General features: G+C 63.7%; 10 protein-coding genes and 1 other RNA gene. 7 read left to right on the top strand and 4 right to left on the bottom strand.

Annotation, left to right across the window (positions count from 1 at the left end; all coding sequences use genetic code 11):
* Positions 1 to 472: 472 nt before the first annotated feature.
* The 4 genes from ABS45_RS09315 to mutS are packed head-to-tail and all read left to right on the top strand — an operon-like array spanning position 473 to position 4,909.
* The gene (locus ABS45_RS09315) at positions 473 to 676 is read left to right on the top strand and encodes an excisionase (protein WP_291555203.1); all 204 of its coding nucleotides are present in this window, start codon (positions 473 to 475) and stop codon (positions 674 to 676) included.
* 22 nt (positions 677 to 698) lie between these two features.
* Positions 699 to 1,034, top strand: coding sequence for a hypothetical protein (locus ABS45_RS09310; RefSeq protein ID WP_366246627.1), 336 nt, complete (start codon positions 699 to 701; stop codon positions 1,032 to 1,034).
* Positions 1,035 to 1,037: 3 nt separating this feature from the next.
* Positions 1,038 to 2,303 carry a tyrosine-type recombinase/integrase gene (locus ABS45_RS09305; protein ID WP_291555201.1) on the top strand — a complete coding sequence of 422 codons (1,266 nt, stop codon included), beginning with the start codon at positions 1,038 to 1,040 and terminating at the stop codon, positions 2,301 to 2,303.
* A gap of 41 nt (positions 2,304 to 2,344) precedes the next feature.
* The gene (mutS, locus tag ABS45_RS09300) at positions 2,345 to 4,909 is read left to right on the top strand and encodes a DNA mismatch repair protein MutS (RefSeq protein ID WP_291555198.1); all 2,565 of its coding nucleotides are present in this window, start codon (positions 2,345 to 2,347) and stop codon (positions 4,907 to 4,909) included.
* Here mutS and recR read toward each other — a convergent pair.
* The 3 genes from recR to dnaX are packed head-to-tail and all read right to left on the bottom strand — an operon-like array spanning position 4,906 to position 7,662.
* Positions 4,906 to 5,496 carry a recombination mediator RecR gene (recR, locus tag ABS45_RS09295; protein WP_291555196.1) on the bottom strand — a complete coding sequence of 197 codons (591 nt, stop codon included), beginning with the start codon at positions 5,494 to 5,496 and terminating at the stop codon, positions 4,906 to 4,908. The two genes, mutS and recR, sit on opposite strands and share 4 nt — an antisense overlap.
* 16 nt (positions 5,497 to 5,512) lie before the next feature.
* Positions 5,513 to 5,845: a YbaB/EbfC family nucleoid-associated protein gene (locus ABS45_RS09290; RefSeq protein WP_291555194.1), complete on the bottom strand. Its 333-nt coding sequence runs from the start codon at positions 5,843 to 5,845 to the stop codon at positions 5,513 to 5,515.
* Positions 5,846 to 5,871: 26 nt separating this feature from the next.
* Positions 5,872 to 7,662 carry a DNA polymerase III subunit gamma/tau gene (gene dnaX, locus ABS45_RS09285; RefSeq protein ID WP_291555192.1) on the bottom strand — a complete coding sequence of 597 codons (1,791 nt, stop codon included), beginning with the start codon at positions 7,660 to 7,662 and terminating at the stop codon, positions 5,872 to 5,874.
* Between the two features lie 64 nt (positions 7,663 to 7,726).
* Here dnaX and ffs point away from each other — a divergent pair.
* Positions 7,727 to 7,823, top strand: an RNA gene (gene ffs / locus ABS45_RS09280) — signal recognition particle sRNA small type.
* Between the two features lie 64 nt (positions 7,824 to 7,887).
* Here ffs and ompA read toward each other — a convergent pair.
* On the bottom strand, positions 7,888 to 8,544 hold the full coding sequence (ompA, locus tag ABS45_RS09275; protein WP_291555190.1) for an outer membrane protein OmpA: 657 nt from the start codon (positions 8,542 to 8,544) through the stop codon (positions 7,888 to 7,890).
* 229 nt (positions 8,545 to 8,773) lie between these two features.
* Here ompA and gyrA point away from each other — a divergent pair, with 229 nt between their 5' ends.
* Positions 8,774 to 11,386, top strand: a complete 2,613-nt coding sequence (gene gyrA, locus ABS45_RS09270; RefSeq protein WP_291555188.1) for a DNA gyrase subunit A — start codon at positions 8,774 to 8,776, stop codon at positions 11,384 to 11,386.
* A 54-nt stretch (positions 11,387 to 11,440) separates the two neighbouring features.
* A complete protein-coding gene (gene serC, locus ABS45_RS09265; protein WP_291555186.1) occupies positions 11,441 to 12,550 on the top strand; it encodes a 3-phosphoserine/phosphohydroxythreonine transaminase in 1,110 nt (369 codons plus the stop codon).
* Positions 12,551 to 12,571: the final 21 nt, after the last annotated feature.

Raw genomic sequence — 12,571 nt, 5'->3', positions numbered from 1 at the left:
ATTTGTCGTTCATGACGGTTCTCCGGTTGCAAGGGCGGAATTGCCCGGAACCGTCGCCCTCACGGCGCAGCGCAGCAGTCAGGGGTCGCAGACGGCCGCTAGGACGCAAGCGCGCATTGAGCGCGCAGCCCTTGCACGGCGAGAACGCCGTGATACGGTGAAGGGACACAGCAAGACCGCCCCCTCACACCACCCCACACACGCGGGGTTTTCGGCAAGCGGAGCGCAGGCCCGTCAGGGCCGAAGGCGTCAGGGATCAAAGCCGAATGGCCGCGATTCGGCACGAAGCGCGGGGCGCAGCCCGCGAGCCCGACGGCGGCACGCCGGGACGCCATGTCGATGCCTGCTGACGCCCGTCTACGCTCAGGTACGCCCACGCGGGTTTTCTGTTTGGCGTCCAACTCGCACACTTAGCCAGACACCCGGCCATGGAGCTTTCGCACGAATGGTCGCGTCGTGAGCGGAGGTCAACATGGGCAATCCGAGCCAGTGGGTACTCATCAAGCGCTTCGCCGAAATCACCGGCTATAGCGAGAACGCCGTGCGGCACAAGATCAAGGGCGGCATCTGGATCGAGGGCCGCATCTGGCGGAAGGCCCCTGACGGACGAATTTTCGTGAACCTGGGCGAGTTCGAGCGCTGGGTCGAGAGCGATGCACTTGCCCACTCCTTCTAGCCCCTTCGGCAAGACGACGGCCATGATGGCGATCCAAGAAAATGGTTATGCACTCATTGAGCGTATAATCTGCCCGCGTAGTTCCCTCCCGGCCGCACCTGCGGATCGGGCTTTCGCTACCGGCGCCATGAACGCCCCAAAACCTCACGACCCTACACCCGACGCCATCCGCAAAGCCCGCCTCGCCGTGGGGCTCACGCAGACAGAAGCCGCGCACACCGTGCGCGCTTCCCTGCGTGGGTGGCAGCAATGGGAGGCCGGCGATCGAGCCATGCCACCCGGCCTGTTTGAGCTGTTCATGCTCAAGACCGGCCAGTGGCCCCTCGATGGCATCACGGAAGGGCAACCTGTGAGGTAAACCATGGCAAAGGCAGCAGCAACCAGCACGGGGTTTCCCGGCGTCGAAGTGCGCGGCAACTCGATCCGCGTCTTTTTCATGTACAAGCGTGATAGGCATGCCCATACGCTTCCCCTAGAGCCGACCCGCAACAACATCAAGCATGCCGACCAGTTGCGCAGCGCGGCACTGTTCGCGTTGAGGAACGGCACCTACAACGAGGCCGACTTCTTCCCGCATTCACGCTCTGCCGCGAGCTTGCCCCTTGGCGGCAAGCGTGTGGGCGAACTGTGCGACCGCTACAAGCCGCTGAAGGCGGTGGACATCACACCGGAAACACAATCGCGCTACGAAGTCGCTCTCGACATCTGCGTGGACACGCTCGGCCGCACGCGCATGGTCGATGCCCTGCTCCCCGAGGACATCCAGAAGCTGCGCGTGGACCTGATCGCCACGCGGGCCGTGTCCACGGTAAACCACTATCTGGCGACGTTCTCCGGCTTCCTCTACTGGTGCGAGAACAACCACTACTGCGGCGAACTCGGCAAGCATTGCGTGCGCTTCACCAAGAGCATCAAAGATCCTGACCCGCTGACTTACGAAGAGTACCTGGCGCTCATCGAGAAGGGATGCTTGCATCCCATCGACAAGGCCGCCGTGACGGTGGCGGTCTATACCGGGCTTCGGCCGGGCGAGCTGTGCGCCTTGGCCGTGGAGGACGTGGCACCGGATTTCAGTCATATCAAGGTGCGCCGTTCGGTAACGCAGTCGGTGACGTTCAAAGTGCCCAAGACGAAGAAGGAGCGCACCGTGCTGCTGCAGCCGCCGGCGCGCGAGGCACTGAAGGTGCTGGTCGCCGATGCGGAGCAGCGCGAGACGGCCGACCTGACCGTATGGCTCAATCGGCATGAATCGCGCATCGACCACGTGCGTGTGCTCCTGTCGCCGAAGACGCAGGCACGCAAGGCGGTCGTGAACGACTACTTCGTGCCAAGCGCCTGGAACACTAAGTGGGGCAACCTCATCCGGCGCGCGGAGATTCGTGCACGGCCGGCCTATCAGACTCGCCACACCTTCGCCTGCTGGAACCTGACGGCCCGGGGCAACCTGGCCTTCATCGCCAACCAGATGGGGCACAAGGACTACTCGATGCTGGTGACGGTCTACGGACGATGGATAGACACGGAGTCCTCCAGGGAACTTGAGCGCATCTGGGAGGGCATGCAAAACATGGCTCGGATTACACCAAAATTACACCAAGAAGCGATTGAGGAGTCCGTAAGTTGTTGATTTCAAATGATAAATTAGACTTCTCTACGCACACGCCGATCATGGCGCAATACATGGCGCTCAAGGCCGAGCACCCTGAGACGCTGCTCCTGTACCGCATGGGCGACTTTTATGAGCTGTTCTATGCCGATGCCGAAAAGGCCGCGCGGCTGCTCAATATCACGCTGACGCAGCGCGGCCAATCGGGCGGGCAGCCGGTGGTGATGGCAGGCGTGCCGTTTCATGCGCTGGAGAGCTATCTGGCACGGCTCATCAAACTGGGTGAATCCGTGGCGATTGCCGAGCAGGTGGGCGATGTGGCGCAAACCAAGGGCCCGGTGGAGCGCAAGGTGGTTCGGGTGGTCACGCCCGGCACGCTCACCGATACCGAGCTGCTCAATGACAAGAGTGAATCGCTGTTGCTGGCCCTGCACCAAGGCAAGCGCGCACGCTGCGGCCTGGCCTGGTTTTCGGTCACGCAGGGCCGGGTGTTTCTGGCGGAATGTGCCGTGGATGAACTGGGCGGCTGGCTCAGCCGCATCGCACCCAGCGAGGTCATTTACAGCGCCGGCTTCACGCAGCGCTTTGAGCAGCACCTGCAGCAGTTGCGCGCCAGCGGCGCCCTCGCCTGCCCGATCACGCCGCGCCCGGACTGGCAGTTCGATGGCGCGCTGGGCGAGCGCACCCTGACCGAGCACCTGGGCGCCGCCACGCTCGCCGCCTGGGATGCGCAGGCGCTGCACGAGGCCCACGCCGCCGCGGGTGCGTTGCTGCAGTATGCCGAGCACACGCAGGGGCGCAGCATCACCCACCTGCACGGCGTTGCGGTGCAAAAGAGCGATGCGCTCATCAGCCTGCCGGCAAGCACGGTGCGCAATCTGGAGCTGGTGCGCACGCTGCGTGGCGAGGAGTCTCCGACCCTGCTCTCACTGCTGGACAGCTGCATGACCGGCATGGGCAGCCGTCTGCTGCGCGCCTGGTTGCTGGAGCCCGCGCGCGACCGCAGCGCGGCGCGCCAACGCCTCTCGGCCACGCAGGTGCTGCGCTCGGGTCACTGGCAGGCGCTGCGCAGCGAACTCAAAGGGGTGGCGGACGTGGAGCGCATCACCGCTCGCATCGCGCTGCGGCAGGTGCGCCCGCGAGAGCTCACCGCGCTCACCCAGACACTAGAAAAAACGGAGCGCATTGCGCAATACGGTCAAGCGCCAGAGCCCTATTTGACTCAGATTTTTCAACAACTGCAACCGCCTGTGGAGGCCACTGCACTGCTGCATGCGGCGATAGCGCCCGAACCCGCCGCACTCATCCGCGATGGCGGCGTGATTGCCAGCGGGTTTGATGCCGAACTCGACGAGCTGCGCGCCATTCAGACGAACTGCAACGGCTTTCTGCTCGATCTGGAGACGCGCGAAAGAGAGCGCACCGGCATTCCCAATCTACGCGTGCAGTTCAACAAGGTGCACGGCTTTTACATCGAGGTGACCGGCAGCCACCTGGACAAGGTGCCCGAGGATTACCAGCGCCGCCAGACACTGAAAAACGCAGAGCGCTTCATTACCCCCGAGCTCAAAGGCTTCGAGGACAAGGCACTGTCGGCGCAGGAGCGCGCATTGGCGCGTGAAAAATGGCTTTACGAGCAGGTGCTGGGCCAACTGCAGCCACAGATTGCGCCACTCATGCAGGTGGCGCAGGCACTGGCGCAGCTGGATGTGCTGTGCTGCCTTGCCGAGCGCTCATTGACGCTGAACTGGTGCGCGCCGCAGTTTGCCCACGAGCCCTGCATCGACATTGAAGCCGGGCGCCACCCGGTGGTGGAGGCACGCCTGGCGCAAAGCTCGGCCGGCGCCTTCATCCCCAACCACACCCGCATGCACGCCAACCAGCACATGCAGATCATCACCGGCCCGAACATGGGCGGCAAATCCACCTACATGCGCCAGGTGGCCATCATCGTGCTGCTCGCCAGCATGGGCAGCCATGTGCCAGCGAGCCGCTGCCGCCTGGGGCCGATCGACGCCATCCACACCCGCATCGGCGCGGCGGATGATCTGGCGAATGCGCAATCGACCTTCATGCTGGAGATGGTGGAAGCCGCGCAAATCATGCACGCCGCCACGGCGCAAAGCCTGGTGCTGATGGACGAGATCGGACGCGGCACCAGCACCTTCGACGGGCTGGCACTGGCCTCCAGCATCGCCACGCACCTGCACGACAAGTGCCGCGCATTCACGCTCTTTGCCACGCATTACTTCGAACTCACCGAGTTGCCCGCCAGCGCCAGGCGCGCCATCAATCTGCATGTGAGCGCAGTGGAGAGCGGCCAGGACATCGTCTTTCTGCACGAAATCCAGGCCGGACCCGCGAGCCGCAGCTATGGCATCCAGGTAGCCAAGCTGGCCGGCGTGCCTGCAGCCGTGCTGCAGCATGCGCGACATGCGCTGAGCGCGCTCGAAGCCAGGGCACAGGAGGCGCTGCCCCAGGCCGACCTGTTCACGCCGCCGCCAGCGCCGCCGGAAACCCCGGTCAGCGCTGCTGAGCTGGCACTGGAGCGGCTCAACCCCGATCAGCTCACGCCACGCGAGGCGCTGGATGCGCTGTACCAACTCAAAACGCTACTCAAAAACTAGCGTCTGTCGGCTAGTGCATGGGCAATGGTGCCCAAATCGACATACTCCAGCTCGCTGCCCACGGGAACCCCGCGCGCCAGACGCGTGACGCGCACACCTCGGCGCTGCAGCGCCTGCGACAGCGCATGCGCGGTCGCCTCACCCTCGGCGGTGAAGCTGGTGGCGAGGATCACTTCCTGCACCGTGCCATCGGCCGCCCGTGCCAGCACCTGCTGCAGGCCGATATCGCGCGGCCCCACACCATCCAGGGGCGACAGGCGCCCCATCAGGACGAAATACAAGCCGCGGAAGGCGCCCGTGCGCTCCATCGCCGCTTGATCGGCGGGCGTTTCGACGACGCACAGCCTCGTGGCATCGCGCTGCTCATCGCTGCAAATGGCGCACAGGGCGCGCTCGGTGAAGGTGTGGCAGCGCTCGCAGTGCCCCACCCGCTCCACGGCCTGCTGCAGCGCATGGGAGAGCAATTGCGCCCCCGATCGGTCGTGCTGCAGCAGGTGGTAGGCCATGCGCTGCGCCGACTTGACACCCACCCCCGGCAAGCGCCGGAGCGCCTGAATCAGGGCCTCCAGACTGCCCGTATCCGACACGGCGCGCGCCTGGCGGTCAGAACGGGAATTTCATTCCACCCGGCAGACCCGGCATGCCCGCGGTGATCTTGCCCATCTTGGCCTGCGAGGTCTCTTCGGCCTTGCGAACGGCCGCATTGAACGCGGCCGCCACCAGGTCTTCCAGCATGTCCTTGTCGTCCGCGAGCAGGCTGGGATCGATGGTGATGCGCTTGACATCGTGCTTGCAGGTCATCACGACCTTGACCAGGCCGGCACCCGATTCGCCTTCCACCTCGATGTGCTCGAGCTCGTCCTGCGCCTTCTTGAGGTTGTCCTGCATGGCCTGCGCCTGTTTCATGAGGCCGGCGAGCTGTCCTTTGTTGAACATGTGTTTTTCCTTGTGAACTGAAATGGTTATGCGAGCTTGACGCTGCCGGGCACGATTTTCGCCCCGAAATCGCGCATCAGCCGCTGCACCTGCGGATCGTTGCGGACGATAGCCTCGGCCTGCGCCTGCTGCGCGGCAGCGACCTGCGCATTGCGTTGCGACGGGCTGTCGCTCACCGGCCCCAGCTCAACGCTGATGGTGTCGGCCTGTCCAGCCTCCTGCAAAGCAGCGCACAGCCGTTCGCGCACCGTAGCCTGGTTGAGCGACAGGTTGTCCACGCGCAAATGCCAGTGTTTGCCATCGCGCGCCACCAGCTGCGACTGCAACGCCAGCTCGCGTGTCAGCGCGTTGACTTTCTGCTGCGCTACCAATTCCTGCACCAGGGCGTGCCAGAACGCGCCCTCTTCGGTCGAGCTGACTGGCGCCGTCGCAACCGCTGCTTGGGCTGCCTCCGCCGAGGCTTGCTCAGGCACCTCACGGACAGGAATATCTATGGTTTTGATAGCTGCCGGCGCTTTTTTTTCTTGCGCTGGAGCCGGATTTTGATCGAAATTCTTGCCAGAACGCACGGGCAGACGCAAAGGCGCGTGCGTTGGCTCCTGCACCGGGGGAGGAACGGCGCGTTGCTCTCCCGATTCCGCCGCGGGCACTGCGCACGCAGACAGCGCCGCTTCAGGCGCCGTCAGCTTTTTTTTTTCGGCGCCGTCGCCCGCGGGCTTGAAAGCCAGCAGCCTGAGCAACACCATCGTCAGCGCCGAATACTCGTCGGGCGCCAGGCCGAGCTCATCCATGCCATGCAGGCAGATGCTGTAGAGCAACTGCGTTTCGTCCGCAGGCAGCGCCTGCGCAAGCCGGGCCAGCGCAGCAGCCTCCGGACCGGCCCCACCCGCTGCGTTCTCTGCATCGGGAACCGCCTGCAGCACCGCCATGCGCTGCAGCACAGCCGCCATCTCCATCAGCGTGGAGGCGGCCGAGAGGCCCTGCATCCGCAACTGCTCCGAGATATCCACCACCGTGCGTCCGTCGGTGTGCGCCAGCGCGTCAATCAAAGCCAGCACGTGAGAGCGGTCAGCGCTGCCCAACATCTGGCGCACCGCGGATTCCTGCAGGCTGCCGCTGCCGAACGCGATGGCCTGGTCGGTGAGGCTGAGCGCGTCACGCATGGAGCCGCGCGCGGCGCTGGCAATCAGCCGCAGTGCCTGCGGTTCTGCGGCGATCGCTTCGGCTTGCAACACCTGTGCCAAGTGCGTCTGAATGGTCTCCGGCGCCATCGGGCGCAGGTTGAACTGCAGGCAGCGCGAGAGCACCGTGACCGGCACCTTCTGGGGGTCGGTCGTGGCCAGCACGAACTTGAGATATTCAGGTGGCTCTTCCAGCGTCTTGAGCATGGCATTGAACGCCGTGTTCGTGAGCATGTGCACTTCGTCGATCATGAAGACCTTGAAGCGCCCCTGCACCGGTTTGTAAACTGCCTGTTCGAGCAAGCCCTGCACCTCATCCACGCCACGGTTGGAGGCGGCATCGAGCTCGATGTAATCGGTAAAGCGCCCGCCATCAATCGCCGTGCAGGCTGCGCAAACGCCGCAGGGCAGCGCGGTGATCCCGCCCAGACCATCCACCCCAACGCAGTTGAGCGACTTGGCCAGAATGCGCGACACCGTGGTCTTGCCGATCCCGCGGGTGCCGGTAAACATGTAGGCATGGTGCAAGCGCTGCTGCGTCAGCGCATTGGTGAGCGCGCGCACCACATGCTCCTGCCCCACCATTTCCGCGAAGTTGCGAGGACGGTATTTGCGGGCGAGCACAAGATAAGACATGGCGACTGATTCTATGTGCGTTGATTTGTCTGACCGGGCAGTTTGCCCGCATACAATCGAAAGCGACGGGCCTCCCCGCATGGCGAAGCAGCCAACCGGGTCAGGTGGGGAACCAAGCAGCCCCAACTGTGGAACCAGTGCCGGGGGTAAGGCTCGTCACCCTTCACAAAAGCACCAATGAAAAAGCCCCGCATCGCGGGGCTTTTTCTTGACGCGCAAGATGGATCACTTGGCGCGCGTGCCCACCACTTCAATTTCGACGCGGCGGTTCTTGGCGCGGCCTTCAGCCGTCTTGTTGCTGGCGATAGGCTGGGTCTCACCCTTGCCTTCGGTGTAGACGCGGTTCTTTTCGATGCCCTTGGACACCAGGTAGGCCTTCACGGCTTCGGCACGGCGCACCGACAGCTTCTGGTTGTAGGCATTGGAACCAATGGAGTCGGTATGACCGACGGCCACGATCACTTCCAGGTTGATGCCCTTGATCTTGGAGACCAGATCATCGAGCTTGGCCTTGCCTTCGGGCTTCAGGACGGACTTGTCGAAGTCAAAGAAGGCGTCGGCGCCGTAGGTGACCTTGCTGGCCACGGCCGGAGCGGGGGCCGGTGCAGGCGCAGGAGCCGCAGCAGGCGCGGGCGCAGCAGCAGGCGCAGGAGCAGCAGCCTTTTGCAGCGCGCCGTCGCAGCCTTCAGCAGCGGTGGCGGGCGTCCAGGTGGCATCGCGCCAGCACAATTCGTTGGTGCCGTTCTTCCAGACCAGCTCGCCGGTGCCATTCACCCAGTTGTCAATCACTTTGCCGCCATCGGCCGCCTTGACTTGGGCAGTGGCCGAAGCAGCCAGCACGGCAGAGGCCAACAGCACTGCCACTTGGTTCAGTTTTTTCATGGTTCTCCTCTTGGGAAATAAAAACCGCAGCCGCGCTGCGAACAGAACACGTCGTCAGTGAACCGCACTAAAAACGTTGAGGTGATTGTGCCACAGGCGCTACCAATAATGCGGTGGCGATCGTGCATGGACGTCGCCTGCGCTACGGACAAACCGCAACCTGTTGCCCAATAGCCACAAATGCTTACCCCTAAAATCCCCCCAACCCCGGAGTTTTTGATCGCTCGTGATGCCTGAATTCGCCAAAGAGACCCTGCCCATAGGCCTGGAAGAGGAGATGCGTCGCAGCTATCTCGATTACGCCATGAGCGTGATCGTGGGCCGCGCCCTGCCGGATGCGCGCGATGGCTTGAAGCCCGTGCACCGGCGCGTGCTGTTTGCCATGCACGAGCTCAACAACGACTGGAACCGGCCGTACAAGAAGTCGGCGCGTATCGTCGGCGACGTCATCGGTAAATACCACCCGCACGGCGACAGCGCGGTGTACGACACCATCGTGCGCATGGCGCAGGATTTCTCGTTGCGCCACATGCTGGTGGACGGCCAGGGCAACTTCGGCTCGGTCGATGGCGACAACGCCGCCGCCATGCGTTACACCGAAATCCGATTGTCGAAAATCGCCCACGAAATGCTGGCCGACATCGACAAGGAAACGGTCGATTACGGCCCCAACTACGACGGCAGCGAAAAAGAACCGCTGGTGCTGCCCGCGCGCTTGCCCAATCTGCTGGTCAACGGCAGCGCCGGTATTGCCGTGGGCATGGCGACGAATATTCCGCCGCACAATCTGAACGAAGTCGTTGACGCTTGTTTGCATTTGCTGCGTAGTCCTGACGCAACAGTGGACGATTTGATGGAGATCGTGCCCGCGCCCGACTTCCCCACCGCTGGCATCATCTACGGCATCCAGGGCGTGAAAGACGGCTACCGCACCGGTCGTGGCCGTGTGGTGATGCGCGCCAAGGTGCATTTCGAGGACATCGACCGCGGCCAGCGCCAGGCCATCATCGTGGACGAGCTGCCCTACCAGGTCAACAAAAAAACGCTGCAAGAGCGCATGGCCGAGCTGGTCCACGAAAAGAAATTGGAGGGCATCAGCCACATCCAGGACGAATCGGACAAGTCCGGGATGCGCCTGGTGATTGAATTGAAGCGCGGCGAAGTGCCTGAGGTGGTGCTCAACAACCTGTACAAGCAAACGCAGCTGCAGGACACCTTTGGCATGAACATGGTGGCGCTGGTCGACGGCCAGCCCAAGCTGTGCAACCTGAAGGACTTGATCGAGGTCTTCATCGGCCACCGCCGCGAGGTCGTCACGCGCCGCACCGTGTTCGAGCTGAGAAAAGCCCGCGAGCGCGGCCACGTGCTCGAAGGCCTGGCCGTGGCGCTGGCCAATATCGACGACTTCATCCGCATCATCCGCAACGCTCCGACGCCCCCGGTCGCCAAGGCCGAGCTGATGGCCAAGAGCTGGGACAGTGCCCTGGTGCGCGAGATGCTCACCCGCACCCGCGCCGATGGCGACGTGGTCAATGCCGACGACTACCGCCCCGAAGGGCTGGAGCGCGAATTCGGCCTGCTGGGCGATGGCCTGTACCGGCTGTCGGAAACCCAGGCGCAAGAGATTTTGCAAATGCGCCTGCAGCGCCTGACCGGCCTGGAGCAGGACAAGATCGTCGCCGAGTACAAGGACATCATGGCGGTCATCGAGGACCTGCTGGACATCCTGGCCAAACCCGAGCGCGTGGCCGTCATCATTGGCGAAGAACTCACGGCCGTGAAGACCGAATTCGGCCAGACCAAGCTGGGCGCGCGCAGGAGCGAAATCGAGCACAGCGCGCAAGACCTCTCGACCGAAGACCTGATCACGCCCACCGACATGGTGGTGACGCTCAGCCACACCGGCTACATCAAGAGCCAGCCCCTGTCCGAATACCGCGCGCAAAAGCGCGGCGGGCGCGGCAAGCAGGCCACGGCGACCAAGGAAGACGACTGGATCGACCAGCTCTTCATCGCCAACACGCACGACTGGATTTTGTGCTTCTCCAACCGGGGGCGCCTGTACTGGCTCAAGGTCTGGGAAGTGCCCGCCGGCTCACGCGGCTCGCGCGGGCGGCCCATCGTCAACATGTTCCCGCTGCAGGACGGCGAAAAAATCAACGTCGTGCTGCCGCTGACGGGCGCGATGCGCAGCTTCCCCGACGACCACTACGTCTTCATGACGACGCGCATGGGCACGGTGAAGAAGACGCAGCTGTCGGACTTCAGCAACCCGCGCAAGGCTGGCATCATTGCCGTGGGCCTCGATGAAGGCGATTTCCTGATCGGCGCCGCGCTGACCGACGGCCAGCACGACGTGATGCTGTTTTCTGACGGCGGCAAGGCCGTGCGCTTTGACGAAAACGACGTGCGCCCCATGGGCCGCAACGCCCGTGGCGTCAAGGGCATGACGCTTGAAGACGGCCACAGCGTGATCGCCATGCTGGTGGCCGAGGACGAGTCGCAAAGCGTGCTGACGGCCACCGAGAACGGCTACGGCAAGCGCACCAACATCACCGAGTACACGCGCCATGGCCGGGGCACCAAGGGCATGATTGCCATCCAGCAGAGCGAGCGCAATGGCCGCGTCGTCGCCGCCACGCTGGTGCGCGCCGACGATGAAATCATGCTCATTACCGACACCGGCGTGCTGGTGCGCACGCGTGTGGCCGAGATCCGCGAACTGGGTCGCGCCACCCAAGGGGTGACGCTGATCAACCTGGACGAAGGGGCCAAACTCAGCGGCCTGCAGCGCATCGTCGAGAACGATGCAGGCGAAGACAGCGCCGAGGAAAATACCTGATTTGATAGCTGCTTGCGCCTGCCAAGCAAGCGTCAGAGCCTTATTTCATTCAAAATGACCCGTCCCTACAATTTTTCCGCCGGCCCCGCCGCGATTCCCGAAGAAGTGCTACAACAAGCGGCCGCCGAGATGCTCGACTGGCACGGCAGCGGCATGAGCGTGATGGAGATGAGCCATCGCGGCAAGGAATTCATCGCCATCTGCGAGCAGGCCGAAGCCGACCTGCGCGAGCTGCTGGCCGTACCGCCCGAATTCAAGATTTTGTTCATGCAAGGCGGGGGGCTAGGCGAGAACGCCATCGTGCCGCTGAACCTCTCACGCGCGGGCACGGTGGATTTCGTCGTGACCGGTTCGTGGAGCCAGAAGTCACGCAAGGAAGCAGGCAAATACGCCACCGAGGTGCACACCGCCGCCTCGGGCGAGGCATCGAGCTTCACCACCCTGCCCGATCCGTCCACCTGGCAGCTCTCGCGCGGCGCCAGCTACGTGCACATTTGCAGCAACGAAACCATCCACGGCGTCGAATTCCAGCAACTGCCCGACCTCAAAGCCCTGGGCAGCGACGCTCCGCTGGTGATCGATTTTTCCTCGCACGTCGCCTCGCGCCCGGTGGACTGGAGCCGCGTGGGCCTGGCCTTCGGCGGCGCGCAGAAGAACCTCGGACCCGCAGGTGTGACCTTGGTCGTGGTGCGCGAGGACTTGATCGGCCACGCACTGCCGATCTGCCCCAGCGCCTTTGACTACAAGAACGTTGCCGACGCCGACTCGCGCTACAACACGCCGCCCACCTGGGGCATCTACATCGCAGGCCTCACCTTTCAATGGCTCAAGCGCCAGCGCGAGGGCAAGTTCACCGGAATCGCCGCCATCGAGGCGCGCAACATCGCCAAGTCCACGCTGCTCTACGACTTCATCGACCAATCGGGCTTTTACGTCAACAAGGTCGCCATGAATGCCCGCTCGCGCATGAACATTCCCTTCCTGCTGGCCGACGATGAGCTGAACGATGCCTTCCTCGCGGGCGCGAAGGAGCGCGGCCTGCTGCAACTCAAGGGTCACAAATCCGTGGGCGGCATGCGCGCAAGCCTCTACAACGCGATGCCGATGGCGGGCGTGCAGGCGCTGGTGGCGTACATGCGAGAATTTGAACGGCAGCGGGCGTGAGCCGCCCGATGCGGCACTGAG

Origin of the sequence: Comamonas sp. SCN 65-56 (assembly GCF_001724135.1) — a bacterium.
Taxonomy (GTDB): Bacteria; Pseudomonadota; Gammaproteobacteria; order Burkholderiales; family Burkholderiaceae_C; genus Comamonas_C.
The sequence above is the reverse complement of the archived record's forward strand: the minus strand, read 5'-3'. Positions and strand labels throughout refer to the sequence as shown.